At 60.2% G+C, this 18,804-nt stretch carries 14 protein-coding genes; 7 read left to right on the top strand and 7 right to left on the bottom strand.

Annotated elements, in window-relative coordinates:
• Positions 1-6: 6 nt before the first annotated feature.
• Complete coding sequence (gene ccoN / locus ACYZUC_RS10450; RefSeq protein WP_008028521.1) at positions 7-1,431, bottom strand: cytochrome-c oxidase, cbb3-type subunit I; 1,425 nt, start codon at positions 1,429-1,431, stop codon at positions 7-9.
• A gap of 108 nt (positions 1,432-1,539) precedes the next feature.
• Between ccoN and ACYZUC_RS10445 the strand changes: the two genes are divergently transcribed.
• On the top strand, positions 1,540-2,226 hold the full coding sequence (locus ACYZUC_RS10445; RefSeq protein ID WP_461995535.1) for an alpha/beta family hydrolase: 687 nt from the start codon (positions 1,540-1,542) through the stop codon (positions 2,224-2,226).
• 113 nt (positions 2,227-2,339) lie between these two features.
• Positions 2,340-2,756 carry a hypothetical protein gene (locus ACYZUC_RS10440; protein ID WP_461995533.1) on the top strand — a complete coding sequence of 139 codons (417 nt, stop codon included), beginning with the start codon at positions 2,340-2,342 and terminating at the stop codon, positions 2,754-2,756.
• A 124-nt stretch (positions 2,757-2,880) separates the two neighbouring features.
• On the opposite strand, the gene ACYZUC_RS10435 is transcribed toward ACYZUC_RS10440, so the two are convergent.
• The 3 genes from ACYZUC_RS10435 to acnA all read right to left on the bottom strand — a co-directional run bounded on the left by ACYZUC_RS10435 (position 2,881) and on the right by acnA (position 8,317).
• Complete coding sequence (locus ACYZUC_RS10435) at positions 2,881-4,446, bottom strand: methyl-accepting chemotaxis protein (protein ID WP_192416896.1); 1,566 nt, start codon at positions 4,444-4,446, stop codon at positions 2,881-2,883.
• 104 nt (positions 4,447-4,550) lie between these two features.
• Entirely contained in the window at positions 4,551-5,342 is a 792-nt protein-coding gene (locus tag ACYZUC_RS10430) for a CPBP family glutamic-type intramembrane protease (protein WP_461995530.1), read from the bottom strand.
• A 233-nt stretch (positions 5,343-5,575) separates the two neighbouring features.
• Entirely contained in the window at positions 5,576-8,317 is a 2,742-nt protein-coding gene (gene acnA, locus ACYZUC_RS10425; RefSeq protein ID WP_461995528.1) for an aconitate hydratase AcnA, read from the bottom strand.
• A 488-nt stretch (positions 8,318-8,805) separates the two neighbouring features.
• On the opposite strand from acnA, the gene rlmM reads away from it, so the two are divergent.
• Together rlmM and tusA are read left to right on the top strand one after the other, a co-directional pair.
• Positions 8,806-9,879, top strand: a complete 1,074-nt coding sequence (rlmM, locus tag ACYZUC_RS10420; protein ID WP_192226279.1) for a 23S rRNA (cytidine(2498)-2'-O)-methyltransferase RlmM — start codon at positions 8,806-8,808, stop codon at positions 9,877-9,879.
• Between the two features lie 173 nt (positions 9,880-10,052).
• Positions 10,053-10,304, top strand: a complete 252-nt coding sequence (gene tusA, locus ACYZUC_RS10415) for a sulfurtransferase TusA (protein WP_214381966.1) — start codon at positions 10,053-10,055, stop codon at positions 10,302-10,304.
• Between the two features lie 45 nt (positions 10,305-10,349).
• Here the strand turns inward: tusA and ACYZUC_RS10410 are convergent, their stop codons facing one another.
• Complete coding sequence (locus ACYZUC_RS10410; protein ID WP_461995526.1) at positions 10,350-11,759, bottom strand: MATE family efflux transporter; 1,410 nt, start codon at positions 11,757-11,759, stop codon at positions 10,350-10,352.
• 274 nt (positions 11,760-12,033) lie between these two features.
• Here ACYZUC_RS10410 and pdxB point away from each other — a divergent pair, with 274 nt between their 5' ends.
• Positions 12,034-13,176: a 4-phosphoerythronate dehydrogenase PdxB gene (gene pdxB, locus ACYZUC_RS10405; RefSeq protein WP_461995525.1), complete on the top strand. Its 1,143-nt coding sequence runs from the start codon at positions 12,034-12,036 to the stop codon at positions 13,174-13,176.
• Between the two features lie 176 nt (positions 13,177-13,352).
• On the opposite strand, the gene ACYZUC_RS10400 is transcribed toward pdxB, so the two are convergent.
• Positions 13,353-13,532 carry a PA1571 family protein gene (locus ACYZUC_RS10400; RefSeq protein ID WP_008037721.1) on the bottom strand — a complete coding sequence of 60 codons (180 nt, stop codon included), beginning with the start codon at positions 13,530-13,532 and terminating at the stop codon, positions 13,353-13,355.
• Between the two features lie 247 nt (positions 13,533-13,779).
• Between ACYZUC_RS10400 and ACYZUC_RS10395 the strand changes: the two genes are divergently transcribed.
• Both ACYZUC_RS10395 and ACYZUC_RS10390 read left to right on the top strand, forming a co-directional pair.
• Positions 13,780-15,555, top strand: coding sequence for an ABC transporter transmembrane domain-containing protein (locus ACYZUC_RS10395; protein ID WP_461996696.1), 1,776 nt, complete (start codon positions 13,780-13,782; stop codon positions 15,553-15,555).
• Positions 15,556-15,622: 67 nt separating this feature from the next.
• Complete coding sequence (locus ACYZUC_RS10390) at positions 15,623-16,648, top strand: Fic family protein (protein ID WP_461995522.1); 1,026 nt, start codon at positions 15,623-15,625, stop codon at positions 16,646-16,648.
• A 72-nt stretch (positions 16,649-16,720) separates the two neighbouring features.
• Here the strand turns inward: ACYZUC_RS10390 and ACYZUC_RS10385 are convergent, their stop codons facing one another.
• Positions 16,721-18,649: a transglycosylase SLT domain-containing protein gene (locus tag ACYZUC_RS10385; protein WP_461995520.1), complete on the bottom strand. Its 1,929-nt coding sequence runs from the start codon at positions 18,647-18,649 to the stop codon at positions 16,721-16,723.
• Positions 18,650-18,804: the final 155 nt, after the last annotated feature.

Here is an 18,804-nt window from a genome sequence, read left to right as displayed (position 1 = left end):
GACTCCTCAGGCCATCTGCGCGGCAGCGGCGACTTCGGCAGGCTGCGAGGCCCGCACGGTGCGCCAGGTGTTGTAAGCCATCAGGAACATGCCGCTGAGGAAGATCGCACCGCCCACCAGTCGCACGATGAAGCCTGGGTGGCTGGCCACCAGGGTTTCGACGAAGGAGTAGGTCAGCGTGCCGTCTTCGTTGACTGCGCGCCACATCAGGCCCTGGGCGATGCCGTTGACCCACATCGAGGCGATGTACAGCACGGTGCCGATGGTGGCGAGCCAGAAGTGCGCGTTGATCAGGCCGATGCTGTGCATCTGCGGGCGACCGAAGATTTTCGGGATCATGTGGTACAGCGCGCCGATGGAAATCATCGCCACCCAGCCGAGTGCGCCGGCGTGTACGTGGCCGATGGTCCAGTCGGTGTAGTGGGAGAGGGCGTTCACGGTCTTGATCGCCATCATCGGCCCTTCGAAGGTCGACATGCCGTAGAACGCGAGCGAGACCACGAGGAAGCGCAGGATCGGGTCACTGCGCAACTTATGCCAGGCGCCGGAGAGCGTCATCATGCCGTTGATCATGCCGCCCCAGCTTGGCGCCAGCAGAATCAGCGACATCACCATGCCCAGCGACTGCGCCCAGTCCGGCAGCGCGGTGTAGTGCAAGTGGTGCGGGCCGGCCCAGATGTACAGGGTGATCAGCGCCCAGAAGTGCACGATCGACAGGCGATAGGAATACACCGGACGCTCGGCCTGTTTCGGCACGAAGTAATACATCATCCCGAGGAAACCGGCGGTGAGGAAAAAGCCTACGGCGTTGTGGCCGTACCACCACTGCACCATGGCATCGGTCGCACCGGCGTACAGCGAGTAGGACTTGGTGAAACTCACCGGCAGTTCAAGGTTGTTGACGATGTGCAAAATCGCCACGGTGATGATGAAGCCACCGAAGAACCAGTTGCCCACATAGATGTGCTTGGTCTTGCGCTTGGCCAGCGTGCCGAAAAACACGATGGCGTAGGCGACCCAGACGATGGTGATCAGGATGTCGATCGGCCATTCCAGCTCGGCGTATTCCTTGGAGCTGGTGTAACCCAGCGGCAGGCTGATCGCCGCGAGCAGGATCACCAGTTGCCAGCCCCAGAAGCAGAACGCGGCGATTTTCGGCGCAAACAGTTGCGTCTGGCAGGTGCGTTGCACCGAATAGAACGAACTGGCGAACAGGGCGCAACCGCCGAACGCGAAGATCACCGCGTTGGTGTGCAGTGGGCGCAAGCGGCCGAAACTGGTCCACGGCAAATTGAAGTTGAGTTCGGGCCAGACCAATTGAGCCGCGAGAAAAACCCCGAGCCCCATGCCGACGATGCCCCACACCACCGTCATAATGGCGAATTGGCGGACCACCTTGTAGTTGTAGGCGGTACTGATAGAAGTGTTCATGGTTCCCCATCCACGGTTCAGCCGAAGTGAGGCCTGTCTTAGCGAGTAAGCCGCAAGGCAGACGCTCCCTTCGCCTGGAGTTATAGGCAGACTAAAAGCGAGGCAAGCATGGACAAAGAGCACAAGGCCAGTATTGACGGGGATCAATGGGCGCAGTGTGTGCGGGAGCATGGATGGCTGTGGAATGAAGCCGCTTCAACGGTTTCGGTTGAACCTGTGACGCTGATTCTTGCGCATGGCGCCGGGGCACCGATGGACAGCGCCTGGATGAACGACATGGCCGCACGCCTTGCTGCGCAGGGCGTCAACGTGTTGCGCTTCGAATTCCCGTACATGGCGCAACGACGTGTCGATGGCGGCAAGCGTCCCCCGAACCCGGCGCCGAAACTGCTGGAGTGCTGGCGTGAGGTGTACGCCGTGGTGCGACGCCATGTCACTGGCCGCCTGGCCATTGGCGGCAAGTCCATGGGCGGGCGGATGGCCAGTCTATTGGCCGATGAGCTCGAAGCCGATGCGTTGGTGTGCCTCGGCTATCCGTTCTATGCCGTGGGCAAACCGGAGAAACCACGGGTCGAGCATCTGGCTGCGCTGAAGACCCGGACGCTGATTGTCCAGGGTGAGCGCGATGCGCTGGGGAACCGTGAGGCGGTCGAGGCTTACGCGTTGTCGCCGAGCATCGAAGTGTTCTGGCTGGTGGCGGGGGATCATGATTTGAAGCCGTTGAAGGCTTCGGGGTTTACGCATGAGCAGCATTTGGCGGCTGCAGCGATGAAAGTGGCCTCATTCCTTCAGTGATTTTTGTGGTGCTGCTTAAGGCCTCTTCGCGGGCAAGCCTCGCTCCTACAGGTTATCGGTGTCCGCATGATCCCCCATAACCTGTAGGAGCGAGGCTTGCCCGCGAAGGGGCATTGCCAGGCAACATCACTTCCAGACTGACAATTAAAAAAAACGGAGCCTCTACTGTCCGGGTTTGTCTTCCAGAAAAAGTTTTGTCAGCTGCCTATTTGTTCAAAAAGAGCAGAAATTTTGACCGCCGGCATTTAGGCCTACTTCGTAACAGGAAGCCTGCCAGTGATCACAAATTTATCGAACGCTTTCTGTCCATCACGCGCGGCTTGCCGAACATCAAGGAAAGTCAGTTCATCACGAACATCCTTTTTGTTGGGCTTGTCGATCTTTTTCGTGGTGGCCATTGGAGCCTTCGAAGAGTGTGTATTCATGCTGACCAGCTTATGGGGGAAAATTTTGACCGGCAAACGATAGAGCGCGGCCCTGGGGCGGACAAGTCGGCGGATTCGGGCATGTTTGTAGGTAGGGGCGTATAGATGTGTAGTCTGAGGTAGGAGCGACGATGCCCGCGAAGGCGCTCCAACAGGCAACATCCCATTCAGTGAGGCAATAAAAAACCCGGAGGCTTTCACCGTCCGGGTTTTGTTTTTCCAGCATCAATCAGCGGTTAAACCGCTCCACCAACGAATACTGGGTATTCGCCGTCTTGGTCAGCTCTTCACTCAACAACGCCGAGTGCTGCGCCTGTTCCGACGTCTGGTCGGCCAGTTGCGAGATGTTGCTGATGTTGCGGCTGATTTCTTCGGCCACCGAGCTTTGCTCTTCGGTCGCGGCCGCGATCTGGGTGGTCATGTCGGTGATGTGTGCCACCGCTTCGCTGATGCCGACCAGCGCCTGATCCGCTTCGAGTACCCGTGCCACACCTTCTTCCGCCTGGCGATGCCCGGATTCCATGGTTTGCACGGCGGTGCTGGCGGTTTGCTGGAGCTTGGCGATCAGGGCGTGAATCTGCCCGGTGGATTCGCTGGTGCGCTGCGCCAATTGGCGAACTTCGTCGGCAACCACCGCAAAGCCGCGACCCATCTCACCGGCACGCGCCGCTTCGATGGCGGCGTTCAACGCCAGCAGGTTGGTCTGGTCGGCGATGCCTTTGATCACGTCGACCACGCCCCCGATTTCATCGCTGTCCTTGGCCAGTTGCGTCACGGTCAGACCGGTTTCGCCGACCACCTCCGACAGGCGCTGAATGGCTTGGCGGGTTTCCCCTGCGATGTCACGGCCGCGCCCGGTCAGGCGATTGGCTTCCTGAGTCGCGTCCGCCGTGCGTTGCACGTGGCTGGCGACTTCCTGGGTGGTGGCGGCCATCTGATTGACAGCGGTGGCCACCTGCTCGGTTTCGACGCGCTGACGTTCCAGGCCGGTGGAGCTGCTGTGAGCCAGGGTGTCGGACTGTTTCGCCTGGTCGCTCAGGTGCTCGGCGGTGTCCTGCAGACGGGTCAGGCAGGTTTTCAGGCGGGCTTCCTGGCTGAGGATCGACATCTCCAGACGAGCCTGGGCACCACGGCTGTCGGTGTACATCTGCGCGATCAGCGGGTCGGAGGTGGTCTGCTCGGCCAGGCGCAGCAAGCGTTTGAGACCGCGCTGTTGCCAGCTCAACCCCAGCAGGCCCAATGGCACCGAAAGACCGGCGGCCAAGGCAAAACCCCATTGGGAGTTGAGCGTGGCACCGATCATGAAGCTCAGCTGGCTGACCAGAATGAACGGCAGCCAGTCTTGCAGGACCGGCAGCCATTTATCGGTGGAAGGAATCGCTGACTTGCCCTGGTTGATGCGTTGGTAGAGCGCTTCGGCACGCTGGATCTGCTCGGCGGTGGGTTTGACCCGCACCGACTCGTAACCGATCACCTGGTTGCCATCGAACACCGGTGTGACGTAGGCGTTAACCCAGTAGTGGTCACCGGTCTTGCAGCGATTCTTGACAATGCCCATCCATGGCAAGCCTTGTTTCAATGTGCCCCACATGTGCGCGAACACCGCGGCCGGAACGTCAGGGTGACGAACCAGGTTATGCGGTGCACGGATCAGTTCCTCACGGGAATACCCACTGATTTCGACGAAAGCGTCGTTGCAGTAGGTGATCACGCCCTTGGCATCGGTGGTAGAAATCAACCGTTGCTGAGCCGGGAAGGTCCGTTCGCGTTGTGTAATGGGCTGGTTGTTACGCATGGCTTTTTTCAATCCGCAAGGCTTTGAGAGGTTGTCGGCACCGTCAGGGATTTATTGAAAATATTTTTCAATAATCAGCGGCGCGTCGCAAAACGACCGTTGCGTCAGCCCGCCAGCATCGGATAGGTGAACAGGCTGAAATGCAGCAGGTTCAAACCGAAATGCGTGGCAATGGCCGCACCTAACCCGCCGAAACGGTAGGCCAGACCATAGCCGACACCTGCCAGACTCGCCAACAACGCCCATTGCCAGCCAGCGCCCGCATGCACCAGGCCAAACAACAGCGAGGCGAGCAGCAGCGCCAGGTTTTCACCATAAGGCAGGTGTTTAAAGTGCCGGCTGAGGCCGCCCTGAAGGTAGCCGCGAAACAGCGCTTCTTCCACCAGCGTCACCAGCAGCAGGTTGTTGAACAGCCACAGCCAGGCCTGATCAGGCCATTTTGGGGCCCAACTGATCACGCCCAGCAACAGCGCGCCACCCAATGCCAGCACGCTGCTCAGTGTCAGCCCCAACAGCGCGGCGGGAATGGAAAGCCGCAGCGAATGCCGGCCGACAATCCACGGGCAGACCAGCAACAGCCAGAAACCAATCAGCGGTTTGTCCAGATTCAGGTACAGCGCAAACAGTACGGCATCGTCGGTAATACGATGCGGATTGATACCGCGACCGTTGTAGAAGCCTGGGAGCCAGTGCATCGCCAGTGCCAGCGCCATGAAAATGAACAGGCCGTGACCGAGGTAATGACCGACCCGGACCTGTTGCTGACGCACGGCGAAACCGGCGATCAACAGTAATGCGACCGAGATAAGCGCCAGCCAGCCGAGGTGACCGTAGGACAGCGCCAAGGTGTAGCCAAGGGAGAGGAGGGCCAGGAACGTCCATGGCAAAGCAAACATCTGAAATCCTTGTGTCGGAGATTCTGCGGGTCGCCTCGGTCCACTGTAGGAGCAAGCTTGCTCGCGATGGCGGAGTTTCAGGCGGCACTGATATTGGATGTTACGGCCTCATCGCGAGCAGGCTCGCTCCTACAGTGGTGTGGTGTCCGGTATACAAAAGCGCGGCGATTATAGGGACATACACCCCACAAACAAAAACACCGCCCGAAGGCGGTGTCTTTTTCTGCAGATACTTACGACGCAATCAACTGCCGCAGCACGTAATGCAAAATTCCCCCTGACTTGAAGTACTCGACTTCATTCAGCGTATCGATCCGGCACAACACCTCGATCTTCTCGCGGCTGCCGTTTTCGCGAGTGATGATCAGCGTCAGGTTCATTCGCGGCGTCAGCTCGACGCCGCTAAGGCCCAGTATGTCCAGGGTCTCCTTGCCAGTCAGATTCAGGCTCTTGCGGTTCTGATCCAGCTTGAACTGCAAGGGCAACACGCCCATGCCGACCAGGTTGGAGCGGTGAATCCGCTCGAAGCTTTCGGCGATGACCGCTTTCACGCCCAACAGATTGGTGCCCTTGGCCGCCCAATCGCGGCTCGAACCGGTGCCGTATTCTTGCCCGGCAATCACCACCAGCGGCGTGCCCGAGGCTTGATAACGCATGGCCGCGTCGTAGATCGCCAGTTTTTCCCCGGTAGGAATGTAAATCGTATTCCCGCCTTCCTCGCCGCCGAGCATCTCGTTGCGAATGCGGATGTTGGCAAAGGTGCCGCGCATCATCACTTCATGGTTGCCGCGACGGGAGCCGTAGGAGTTGAAGTCCCGCGGTTCCACACCTTTCTCGCGCAGGTAATGGCCGGCCGGGCTCTCGGTCTTGATGTTGCCGGCGGGGGAGATGTGGTCGGTGGTCACCGAGTCGCCGAGCAACGCAAGAACCCGTGCGCCCGCGACGTCCTTGACCACGGGCGGCGGTCCGCCGATGTCGTCGAAAAACGGTGGGTGCTGGATGTAAGTCGAATCGTCCTGCCAGACATAGGTCGCCGCTTGAGGCACTTCAATCGCCTGCCATTGCTCGTCGCCGGCAAACACTTCGGCGTATTCCTTGTGGAACATCGCGGTGTTGACCTGATTCACCGCGTCGGCGATTTCCTGGGTGCTCGGCCAGATGTCTCGCAAGTAAACCGGGTTGCCGTCCTTGTCGTCACCCAATGGTTCACTGCTGATATCAATGCGCACCGTGCCGGCCAGCGCATACGCGACCACCAGCGGCGGCGAGGCCAGCCAGTTGGTTTTCACCAGCGGATGCACGCGGCCTTCGAAGTTGCGGTTGCCCGACAGCACCGAAGCGACGGTCAGGTCGGCTTTCTGGATGGCTTTTTCGATCGGCTCCGGCAACGGCCCGGAGTTGCCGATGCAGGTGGTGCAACCATAACCGACCAGGTCGAAACCGAGTTGATCCAGGTATTGCGTCAGCCCGGCAGCCTTGTAGTAGTCGGTCACCACTTTCGAGCCCGGTGCCAGCGAACTTTTCACCCACGGTTTGCGCTTGAGGCCTTTCTCCACGGCTTTTTTTGCCACCAGACCGGCGGCCATCATTACGCTCGGATTGGAGGTGTTGGTGCAAGAGGTGATCGCGGCAATCACCACCGCACCGTTTTTCAGGCGATAGGTCTGGCCGTCGTACTCGTAGTCCGCTTCGCCGACCAGATCGGCATTGCCGACTGCGACGCCGCCACCGCCCTCACTTTCCAGGCGACCTTCTTCCTTGCTGGTGGGTTTGAATTGCAGGCCGAGAAAGTCGCTGAACGCTTGCGCGACGTTGGGCAGCGAGACCCGGTCCTGTGGGCGTTTCGGCCCGGCGAGGCTGGCTTCGACGCTGCGCATGTCCAGCGCCAGGCTGTCGGTGAACACAGGTTCCTTGCCCGGCAGGCGCCACAGGCCTTGCGCCTTGCTGTAGGCCTCGACCAGTTTCACCGTTTCAAGTGGGCGGCCGGATAAACGCAGGTATTCAAGTGTCACGTCGTCCACCGGGAAAAAGCCGCAGGTGGCGCCATATTCCGGGGCCATGTTGGCGATGGTCGCGCGGTCGGCCAGCGGCAGGTCGGCGAGACCGTCGCCGTAGAACTCGACGAATTTGCCGACCACGCCTTTCTTGCGCAACATCTGGGTCACGGTCAGCACCAGGTCGGTGGCCGTGATGCCTTCCTTCAATTTGCCGGTGAGTTTGAAGCCGATCACTTCCGGAATCAGCATCGACACCGGTTGGCCGAGCATCGCCGCTTCCGCCTCGATCCCGCCGACGCCCCAGCCGAGCACGCCAAGGCCGTTGATCATGGTGGTGTGGGAATCGGTGCCGACCAGCGTGTCGGGGAACGCGTAGGTGCGGCCGTCTTCATCCTTGGTCCAGACCGTGCGGCCGAGGTATTCGAGGTTCACCTGATGGCAAATCCCGGTGCCCGGCGGCACCACGCTGAAGTTATCGAAGGCACTCTGGCCCCAACGCAGGAAGGCGTAGCGCTCGCCATTGCGCTGCATTTCAATGTCGACGTTTTGTTCGAAGGCGCTGGCGCTGCCGAACTTGTCGACCATCACCGAATGGTCGATCACCAGGTCCACCGGCGACAGTGGATTGATCCGCTGCGGGTCGCCGCCGGCCTTGGCCATGGCGGCGCGCATGGCGGCCAGGTCGACCACGGCGGGAACGCCGGTAAAGTCTTGCATCAAGACGCGGGCGGGGCGGTACTGGATCTCGCGGTCGGAACGGCGCTCCTTGAGCCAGGCGGAAATCGCTCGCAGGTCGGCGCCGGTGACGGTCTTTTCGTCTTCCCAGCGCAGCAGGTTTTCCAGCAGTACTTTCAACGACATCGGTAGCTTGTCGAGATCACCGAGGCTTTTGGCGGCATCGGGCAGACTGAAGTAATGGTAGGTCTTGTCGTCGACTTGCAGGGTTTTAAGGGTTTTCAGGCTATCGAGGGACGGCATTACGATCACTCCTTAAAGTCCGCACGGCTACGGACTGAGGGGACGGACAGAGCTTTCAACCTAGCCCCGTTTGAACGTTAAAGCTAATAACCGGACTCTATGGGCAAGTCCCAGGGTCTGTTAACGCTTGCTGACGAACCGCGTTGCGATGCCAAAGTGCGCGAGGCAAGGCGCGGGATGCCGCCAATGGTTGTTCCCTTGGCAAATCCCGCAACGCAGCCTCGCACACTTTGGCGCGCAACCCGAAGGGACGCGCCCCATTTGGCGCTGGGCGGCGTTGCTCGGAACTTATTTGGAACAACCAAACTGCGTTCCTCGCGCCTTGCCCAGCGCCAAATGGGGCTGCGTCGCGGTCGTCAGCAAGCGTTAACAGACCCTGGGTTCCGAACTCGGCTATCATGCGCCGGTTTTCGTGACAGGCTTTGCTTCAACGCAAGTCTGGGCATCGCGCAGTGGCTGAATTCTTCGCCAACTGCCCAGGAGTAAGAATGAACACCCTCTTTATGCATTGCCGGCCGGGCTTCGAAGGCGAAGTCTGTTCCGAGATTTCCGAACACGCCGCACGGCTGAACGTGGCCGGTTATGCCAAGGCAAAAACCGCCAGCGCCTGCGCCGAATTCATCTGCACCGAAGAAGACGGCGCCGAGCGCCTGATGCGCGGTCAGCGTTTCGCCGAGCTGATCTTCCCGCGCCAATGGGCGCGGGGGATTTTCATTGACCTGCCGGAAACCGATCGCATCAGCGTGATCCTCGCGCACATGGCGGATTTCCCGCTGTGCGGCAGCCTGTGGCTGGAAATGGTCGACACCAACGACGGCAAAGAGCTGTCGAACTTCTGCAAGAAATTCGAAGTGCACCTGCGCAAGGCGCTGATGGCGGCCGGCAAGCTGGTGGAAGATGCGAACAAGCCGCGTTTGCTGCTGACGTTCAAGAGTGGTCGCGAAGTGTTCATGGGCCTGGCCGAGTCGAACAACTCGGCAATGTGGCCGATGGGCATTCCACGCCTGAAGTTTCCGCGCGAGGCGCCGAGCCGTTCGACGTTGAAGCTGGAAGAGGCGTGGCACCATTTCATCCCGCGCGATCAGTGGGACGAGCGCCTGCACAGCGACATGACCGGCGTCGACCTCGGCGCGGCACCGGGCGGCTGGACCTGGCAACTGGTCAATCGTGGCATGCTGGTGACCGCCATCGACAACGGTCCGATGGCTGAAAGCCTGATGGACACAGGTCTGGTGCAGCATTTGATGGCCGACGGCTTCACCTTCAAGCCACGGCAGCCGGTGGACTGGATGGTCTGCGACATCGTCGAGAAACCGGCACGCAACGCGGCGATGCTGGAAGAGTGGATTGGCGAAGGGCATTGCCGCGAAGCGGTGGTCAACCTCAAGCTGCCGATGAAGCAGCGTTACGCCGAGGTGAAACGCTTGCTGGAGCGCATTGCCGACGGTTTCAAGGAGCGCGGGATTCGCGTCGAAATCGGCTGCAAGCAGCTGTACCACGACCGCGAAGAAGTGACGTGCCACCTGCGCCGCCTGGACGTGAAGAAACCCAAATCCCGCTGATGTACACAACCTTGTAGGAGCGAGGCTTGCCCGCGAAGAGGCCCTTAAGGACGCCAAAAGCTTCGCGGGCAAGTCGGATCGCCGCCCGCTCGCTCCTACAGGGGCTGTGTACGCTACAGATGACGTTAAACCCGGCAATGCGCGACAATGCCGGCCAGTTTCAGGAGTGAATCATGAGTGAAATGCTTGATACGCCGGTAGACGGCACCCTCGACGCCACCGGCCTCAACTGCCCGGAACCGGTGATGATGCTGCACCAGCACATCCGTGACCTGGCGCCCGGCGGCCTGCTCAAGGTGATCGCCACCGACCCGTCGACCCGTCGCGACATTCCCAAGTTCTGCGTGTTCCTCGACCACGAGCTGGTCGCGCAGCACGAAGAGGCCGGCACCTACCTGTACTGGATTCGCAAGAAGTCGGATTAATCGATTCGAAAAAAAGGCCTGCATTTGCAGGCCTTTTTTGTGCGGTCAACCCATCGAATGGCTGATGCGGATCCGCTTGCGTGCACTGCGCGTCAGGCGGATCGACAGCATCAGGGCGGCGCAGCTCAGGCCGACGATCAAGCCCTGCCACAGCCCGCTCGGGCCACGGGGTTCGCCGAACCAGTCGGTCAGTCCGAGGGCGTAACCCACCGGCAAGCCGATGCCCCAGTAGGCGAACAGGGTGAGGATCATTGTCACCCGAGTGTCCTGAAAACCGCGCAGGGCGCCGGCCGCTGTCACCTGGATGGCGTCGGAAAACTGGAACAGCGCCGAGTACACAATCAGCATCGCCGCGATATGGATCACCGTCGGGTCTGCGGTATAGATCGCAGCGATGTGCTCGCGCATCAGCAACATCATGCTCGCCGACAGGCAGGCGTAGGCCAGCGCGGTGCCCATGCCGACACCCGCCGCAAAGCGCGCCTCGCGCGGCTCTTCACGCCCCAGTGCCTGACCGACGCGCACGGTCACGGCCATGCCCAAGGAGTAAGGGATCATGAACACCAGCGAGCTGACATTCAGGGCAATCTGATGCCCGGCCACCACGGTGGCGCCGAGGCTGCCGATCAGCAGGGCAATCACCGCAAAGATGCTCGATTCGGCAAACACCGCGATGCCGATCGGCAAGCCGATGCTCAGCAGGCGTTTGATCACCGCCCATTGTGGCCAGTCGAAACGGCTGAACAACTGGCTCGACTGATACGCCGGCGCCCAGCGTTCCCAGCCGGCCATGCCCAGCGCCATCACCCACATCACAATCGCCGTAGCCCAGCCACAACCGACACCGCCCATGGCCGGCACACCGAAGTGGCCATAAATGAAGACGTAGTTCAACGGAATGTTCAGCGCGAGCCCGCACAACCCCAGGACCATCGCCGGGCGCGTGCGTCCCAGGCCGTCACTGAAACAGCGCAACACATGGTAGAGCGCGACAGCGGGCAGCCCGCTGGCGATACCGTGCAGGTATTGCATGCACGGGCCGATCAGCTCGGGATCGACCTTCATCAGGTGCAAAATCGGTTCGGCACTGAACAGCATGCCAGTCGCCATCAGGCCCACCACCAACGCCAGCCACAATGCCTGCCGTACGATCGGGCCGATTTCGCTGTGGGTGCCGGCACCAAAGCGCTGGGCGACTTTCGGCGTGGTGGCCAGCAGCGTGCCGGTCATCAATAGAAACACCGGGACCCAGATCGAGTTGCCCAACGCCACCGCCGCCAGATCCCGTGACCCGACGCGACCGGCCATGACCGCATCGACGAAGCCCATCGCCGTGGTGGCCAGCTGCGCGATCATGATCGGCAACGCCAGGCCGAGCAGGTTCTTCAGCTCGAGGCGAACCCGGGCGGGGCGATTGAGGGACACGGCGGCGGGGCGGTCAGTTACGGAATTCAAGGGCAAAACGTCCGAAAGATTTTGATACATGAGGCGGCGCATTCTACGCGTTGACGCAACGGTCAGGAAAAGTCCTGTGTTACCTATTTGTAATCACACAAAACCCTGTAGGAGTGAGCCTGCTCGCGATGGACGTGAGGGCGCCGCGTTCAGTCAGGCAGCCCTCGTCATTGTTGACGCCCATCGCGAGCGGGCTCACTCCTACATTAGGGATGTGTGCTAGGCGTTGAGTGCTTTATCCGCCTACACTGCCGATCCGCCAAAGGAGCCTGCCATGCTGATTGTTGCCGACGAAAATATTCCGCTGCTCGATGCCTTCTTCGAAGGTTTCGGCGAAATCCGCCGGGTGCCGGGACGTTCAATCGACCGCGCCACCGTCGAGCAGGCCGATGTGCTACTGGTGCGCTCGGTGACCAACGTCAATCGCGCGTTGCTCGAAGGCAGCAAGGTGCGCTTTGTCGGCACCTGCACCATCGGCACCGATCACCTCGACCTCGATTACTTTCAGCAGGCCGGCATCACCTGGTCCAGCGCCCCCGGCTGCAATGCCCGTGGCGTGGTCGACTACGTGCTGGGCAGTTTGCTGACCCTCGCCGAAATCGAAGGCGCCGATCTCACCCGGCGCACGTACGGCGTGGTCGGTGCCGGCGAAGTAGGCGGGCGGTTGGTCAAGGTTCTGCAAGGGCTGGGCTTGAACGTGCTGGTCTGCGATCCGCCACGGCAAGCTGCTGAAGGGGGCGATTTCGTCAGCCTTGAGCAGATCATCGAGCAGTGCGATGTCATCAGCCTGCACACACCGTTGAAAAAACACGGTGCCGGATCGACCTGGCATTTGTTCGACCAAAACCGTTTGAATCAACTCAAGCCCGGTGCCTGGCTGATCAATGCCAGCCGTGGCCCGGTGGTGGATAACGCCGCCCTGTGCGAGGTGCTGCTGCAACGCGAAGACCTGCAAGCGGTGCTGGATGTCTGGGAGGGCGAGCCTGAGGTCGATGTGGCACTGGCCGATCTCTGCGTGCTGGCCACGCCGCACATTGCCGGTTACAGCCTCGACGGCAAGCAACGCGGGACGGCGCAGATCTACCAGGCATACTGCGATTTTCTCGGGCAACCGGCGCAGGTCCGCTTGAGCGATTTGCTGCCGTCACCGTGGTTGTCGCAGGTAACCTTGAACGCTGAGAGCGATCCTGCCTGGGCGCTGGCGATGTTGTGCCGTGGCGTGTACGACCCGCGCCGCGATGACGCGGATTTCCGCCGCAGTCTTGTGGGCAGTGTGAGTGAGCAGCGTGCGGCGTTTGATGCGTTGCGCAAGAATTATCCATCGCGGCGCGAGATTGATGGGTTGCAGGTGCGGATTGAGGGGGATTCGCCTGCGTTGCTGAAGATTGTGGCGGCGTTGGGCGCATCGGCTGTCTAAAAAACCGAGGTGACCCATTCGCGGGCAAGCCTCGCTCCTACAGGATCCGCATAATGTTGAAAATGGCGCCGATCCTGTAGGAGCGAGGCTTGCCCGCGAACAGCCGCACCACAATTCCGGATCAACACCCACAAAAAACCCGGCCATCAGGGCCGGGTCAAGAAGACGGGGCTATATCAATCTTGTTTGGCAGGCTTGACCAATCGCTTTTCCAGTTCGCGGCAAGCGTCCTGGATCATGCCCTCAGTGATCGGTACTTCGCGGCCTTTTTCGTCAATGATTGAGCAACCCAGAGACTGATCTGGCTGTGTGCGGATCACTTGAATCTTGTCATCGCTGCTATTTTGCAAGGACATGGCCTGTCTCCTCTTCAGGTGTGTGCTTACTGTAGAACCGTCAGGTGACCGGGCTATGACAACTCCCTGCGATCTTTCCAGAGCGGCAACACCAGTCCACCAGAAATACCCAGACGTTGCCACCCGGACTTTAGACCAATAGCGTCTAGGACCTAGTCATCGCGGTCATAATTAACCTGACTCATTGTGATTTACAGCGTTCAACCCCATTGAACCGTCAGGCTGGCCCTATCAATTGCGTAACTGGATGAACCCGATGCTCTCTGCCCGTCACCGCCGCGCGATTCGCCTGACCAGCCTTTTTCTCGCGCCCTATCGTTGGCAGGCCTTCGGCGCCTTGCTCGCGCTGATCGTCACGGCCGGCATCACCTTGTCCATGGGGCAGGGGATTCGCTTGCTGGTGGATCAGGGGTTCATGACCCAGTCCCCGCACCTGCTCAACCAGACGATCGGTTTGTTCATGTTGCTGGTGATTGGCCTGGCGATTGGCACTTTCGCGCGTTTCTACCTGGTGTCGTGGATCGGTGAGCGTGTGGTCGCCGACATCCGCCGTCAGGTGTTCAATCATCTGGTTTATCTGCATCCCGGGTTTTATGAAGACAACCGCAGCTCTGAAATCCAGTCGCGGTTGACCGCCGATACCACGCTGCTGCAATCAGTGATCGGCTCATCGCTGTCCCTGTTCCTGCGCAATCTGCTGATGGTGATCGGCGGGATTGTGTTGCTGTTTATCACCAACCCCAAACTCACCAGCATCGTCGTTGTGGCTTTGCCGCTGGTGATTGCGCCGATCCTGATTTTCGGTCGCCGGGTGCGCAGCCTGTCGCGCCTGAGTCAGGACCGGATTGCCGATATCGGTAGTTATGTTTCGGAAACTCTTGGCCAGATCAAAACCGTGCAGGCCTACAACCATCAGACCCAGGACGAACAACGTTTTGCCGTGACCGTGGAAGAGGCGTTCAACACGGCACGTAAACGGATTTTCCAGCGGGCCTGGCTGATCACCTTGGTGATCGTGCTGGTGTTGGGGGCGGTTGGCGTGATGCTCTGGGTGGGCGGCATGGACGTGATGGCTGGGCGAATTTCGGCGGGGGAACTGGCGGCGTTCGTCTTCTACAGCCTGATTGTCGGCAGTGCGTTCGGCACGTTGAGTGAGGTCATTGGTGAGCTGCAGCGCGCCGCCGGCGCCGCCGAGCGGATTGCCGAACTGCTGCGTTCGGAAAACATCATCCAGCCACCGGCGACTGACCTGGTGACGTTGCCCGCGCGGGTGACGGGCAATCTCGTTCTGCAGGACGTGCGTTTTTCCTACCCGTCGCGCCCGGAAAGCTACGCCGTCGATGGCTTGAATCTGACCATCAAGGCGGGCGAAACCCTCGCGCTGGTCGGGCCGTCCGGTGCTGGCAAATCGACGGTGTACGACCTGCTGCTGCGTTTTTACGATCCCGCCGAAGGGCGCATCCTGCTCGACGGCGTGCCGCTGACTCAACTCGATCCATTGGACTTGCGCCGTTGCTTCGCGCTGGTTTCACAAAGCCCGGCGCTGTTCTTCGGCAGCATTGAAGAGAACATCCGCTACGGAAACCCGACAGCGACGCTGGAACAGGTTCAGGAAGCGGCGAAAATCGCCTACGCCCATGACTTTATCGAGGCCATGCCCCACGGTTATCAAACTCATTTGGGTGACGCAGGCCTCGGTTTGTCCGGCGGCCAGCGCCAACGCCTGGCCATCGCCCGAGCGCTGCTGGTGGACGCGCCCATCCTGCTGCTCGACGAAGCCACCAGCGCCCTCGACGCCCAGAGCGAACATCTGATCCAGCAAGCCCTGCCCAGCCTGATGAAAAATCGCACCACCCTGGTCATCGCCCATCGCCTGGCCACAGTTAAAAACGCCGACCGGATTGCGGTGATGGATCAGGGGAAACTGGTGGCGGTGGGCACGCATCAGGAGCTGATTGCGAGCAATGCGCTGTATGCGCGGTTGGCGGCGTTGCAGTTCAGTGATGGGCATGAAGCGGCATGAATGAACGCTGCTGAATACTGTCGGGTTCGGGCATTATGTCGAGCTCAGTGCGAGCATGGATGAGGATATGAGCCGTTATCAACCACCGTTGACCCTGACCACTAAGATGCTCACGTTGATTGCCGAAATCAGTGAGCGGATCGGTCAACTTTCGGCTGTGGATGATCGACGGCAGACGCCTCAACTGCGGCGGGGTAATCGGATTCGCACGATTCAGGCTTCATTGGCGATCGAGAACAATACCCTCAGCATCGAGCAGGTGACTGCTGTTCTGGCAGGGCAGCGAGTGCTGGGATTGCCTCGGGAAATCCAGGAGGTGCGTAATGCCTTCACGGCTTACGAAGCCATGCCGGATTGGCAGCCGAGTAGTCGTGTTGATCTGCTTCGGGCGCATGAGTTACTGATGGGCGGCTTGATTGACGACTGTGGGCAGTTTCGCCGAGCCGGTGTGGGCATTTGCCGTGGCGAGAAATTGGTTCACATGGCACCGCCACCGAGCCGCATTACGCATTTGATGGATGATTTGCTGGCGTGGCTCGGCGCTTCTGATTGGCATCCGTTGATTATCAGTTGTGTCTTCCACTATGAATTCGAGTTCATCCATCCCTTCGCCGACGGCAATGGACGTATGGGTCGTCTTTGGCAGACATTGATTCTCAGTCGGTGGCGCCCGGTGTTGGCTTATCTGCCGGTCGAAGCCGTGATTCGAGAGCAGCAGGATGCTTATTACGCGGCGTTGTCGGCAGCCGACCAAATGGCCGAATCGACGCCTTTTGTCGAGTTCATGCTGCAAGCGTTGAGCCTTGCGCTTGATGAGGCGGTTAGAAACGAACCGGTAACCGACCAAGTAACCGATCAAGTAACCGACCAAGTAGCGAAACTGCTTCGTGCTCTGCGCGGAAGCGCTCCTGTGAAGGTTAACGATCTGATGGCAGAGCTCGGATTGGCTCACAAGGCGACATTTCGGGCCAACTACCTCAAGCCTGCATTGGTAGAAGGCTTGATTGAGATGACTGATCCTGATTCTCCCCGTAGCCCGGTGCAACGCTACCGCTTGACCGCGCAGGGCGAGCTTGTTGCAGCGCGGTGCTGATCCAGGTAGATACGCCAAAAAAAATGCCCGCATTTCTCAATGCGGGCATTTTCGTTTTCGCCTCAGACAGGCTTATTGATCATCAAAATAGCGCTCATGCCAATCCACCAACGGCTGTGGCGAGTTGAGCTTCTGGCCGTAGATCACCGAGTAAGACAGCACGTTTTGCACGTACTGGCGGGTTTCGTCGAACGGGATGCTTTCCACCCAGACGTCGAAGCTCAGGTGATCCGCACCGCGCAGCCACTGACGCACGCGTCCCGGGCCGGCGTTGTAGGCGGCGGAGGCGAGGACGCGGTTGCCGTTGAACTGGCTGTGTACCTGGCTGAGGTACGCGGCGCCGAGCTGGATGTTCTTGTCCGGGTCGAACACCTGCTGTGGCGAGGCCAATGGAATGCTGAACTTGCGTGCGGTTTCCTTGGCGGTGCCCGGCATCAGTTGCATCAGGCCGCTGGCGCCGACGCCGGAGCGGGCGTCGTCCATGAACGCGCTTTCCTGGCGGGTAATGGCGAATACCCAGCTCGAATGCAGACCGCGAACCTTGGCTTCACGCACGAGGGTTTCGCGGTGGGCCATCGGGAAACGGATGTCCAGATCGTCCCAATACTGCGCCTGACTGATGGTGCGGATCGCCGGGAAATACCATTTCAGATCGTAGGCCAGTTTGGCCTGAGCGACCATTTCGTCACGGTTGAAGTGGCGGCTGACGTGATACCACTCGCGACGCCCATCAACGATCTGCCCGCGCGCATGGAATTCCAGGGCGCGACGCACGCCCGGCGTGTTGCGAACCTTGTTGATCAACGCCTGGCTCAGCACCAGCGGCTTGTTGACCAGCGAGTAAGGCAGCTGCGAACGGTCGGCAGCGAGGAAACCGTAGAAGTCACGTTCGCGAGCGAGGCCTTTGTACAGCGTCTGCGCCTCCGGGTTTTGCGGTTGCGCCAGTTCCAGGCTGCGGGCCTGCCAGTAACGCCAGCGGTTGGTGGTCGCCAGGTCTTGAGGTAAGCGGCGGGTCAGCTGATAGGCATCGTCCCAGCGGGCCAGGCGCAGCAGCAGGCGCAAGCGCCACTCGGACACCGTGTTGTCACGCAATTCCGGGTCGTACTTGGTCATCACGTCCAGCGCGCGACTGTCGAAACGGCGAGCGAGGGTCAGGCCGATTTCCCGGGCGATCGCGACTTTTTCGTCACGGGAGAAATGCATGCTGCTGGCATAGCCATCGAGCATTTCCATCGCCTTGTCCGGATCTTGTTTGGCCAGGCGGCGCAGGCCGAGGCTGACAATGTCGGACATCGGCTCGTCAGCTGGCGTGAAGCGCGACGGCTGGTTGAGCAGTTCGGGTTTCTGCGCCACGTCCACCAGCAAACGGCCGCGAGGGGCGAGGGTGGTCAGGCCGTTGACCAGGCTGTTGGCCAGCGGATAGTTGCGCGCCTGGGCGGCAAGCTTGGTGCGTTCCCAGCGTTTCTGTTCGGTCAGTTGGCCTTCGGCAGCCCAGATTCCGAACAAACCGTCGCACGCCGCTGGCAGGGATTTGCCGGTCAACCAGAGCTTGTTGGCGTTGGCGTAGCCTTCGGATTTCAGGTTGTGTCCGATCTGGTACTGCGCATTCAGGCAGTCCAGCTCGGTGAAATTCAGCTTGGGATCGTAGTACTTGACGAAGGTCGCCCAGTCGCCGCGATCGGCCAGCCAGCGCAACCAGCGCAATTTCATCCAGTTGGCTTGCGGCAAGTCACCGTGTTCGGCGAGGAATTTTTCGATCTCGGCGTTGCTCGCCGTTTTCAGGCGTGCGGTCAGTTCGTCATAGGCCAGGTACGGCTCCAGCGGGTAGTCGTTGAGCGCCTGGCTATAACGGAAGTACGGACCGGTATCACCCTTGGCCAAGGCGCGCTTGGCTTCATCGTAATACTGGCGTTGGGTGGACAGGTCCACCGCCTGGGCAGTTTGAACGGCAGCGGCAGAGAGAAGAAAACAGGATAAAAGACTGAAAAGGCGACTGCGCATGAGACGTCCGGGCAGAGAAATCATGACAAGTGCGAGGCATGCCCGCACTGAATAATCTGTAGCTTAGCCTTTTGCCAGCAACCGGCGAAAGCTTTGCGGGCCTGTCAGCATCAGTTCGCAACATTTGTCATGCAGAGTGCCCCGAAGGTGAAATT

The organism is Pseudomonas sp. GT1P32, from assembly GCF_054897805.1.
The sequence above is the reverse complement of the archived record's forward strand: the minus strand, read 5'-3'. Positions and strand labels throughout refer to the sequence as shown.

What these genes read in the sequence shown, in the direction of transcription:
- ACYZUC_RS10390 (WP_461995522.1), top strand. Translation starts at nt 15,623, where the DNA reads ATGAGCCGTTATCAACCACCGTTGACCCTGACCACTAAGATGCTCACG.
- acnA (WP_461995528.1), bottom strand. Translation starts at nt 8,317, where the DNA reads ATGCCGTCCCTCGATAGCCTGAAAACCCTTAAAACCCTGCAAGTCGAC.
- tusA (WP_214381966.1), top strand. Translation starts at nt 10,053, where the DNA reads ATGAGTGAAATGCTTGATACGCCGGTAGACGGCACCCTCGACGCCACC.
- ACYZUC_RS10395 (WP_461996696.1), top strand. Translation starts at nt 13,780, where the DNA reads ATGAACCCGATGCTCTCTGCCCGTCACCGCCGCGCGATTCGCCTGACC.
- ccoN (WP_008028521.1), bottom strand. Translation starts at nt 1,431, where the DNA reads ATGAACACTTCTATCAGTACCGCCTACAACTACAAGGTGGTCCGCCAA.
- ACYZUC_RS10445 (WP_461995535.1), top strand. Translation starts at nt 1,540, where the DNA reads ATGGACAAAGAGCACAAGGCCAGTATTGACGGGGATCAATGGGCGCAG.
- ACYZUC_RS10385 (WP_461995520.1), bottom strand. Translation starts at nt 18,649, where the DNA reads ATGCGCAGTCGCCTTTTCAGTCTTTTATCCTGTTTTCTTCTCTCTGCC.
- ACYZUC_RS10430 (WP_461995530.1), bottom strand. Translation starts at nt 5,342, where the DNA reads ATGTTTGCTTTGCCATGGACGTTCCTGGCCCTCCTCTCCCTTGGCTAC.
- pdxB (WP_461995525.1), top strand. Translation starts at nt 12,034, where the DNA reads ATGCTGATTGTTGCCGACGAAAATATTCCGCTGCTCGATGCCTTCTTC.
- rlmM (WP_192226279.1), top strand. Translation starts at nt 8,806, where the DNA reads ATGAACACCCTCTTTATGCATTGCCGGCCGGGCTTCGAAGGCGAAGTC.
- ACYZUC_RS10400 (WP_008037721.1), bottom strand. Translation starts at nt 13,532, where the DNA reads ATGTCCTTGCAAAATAGCAGCGATGACAAGATTCAAGTGATCCGCACA.
- ACYZUC_RS10435 (WP_192416896.1), bottom strand. Translation starts at nt 4,446, where the DNA reads ATGCGTAACAACCAGCCCATTACACAACGCGAACGGACCTTCCCGGCT.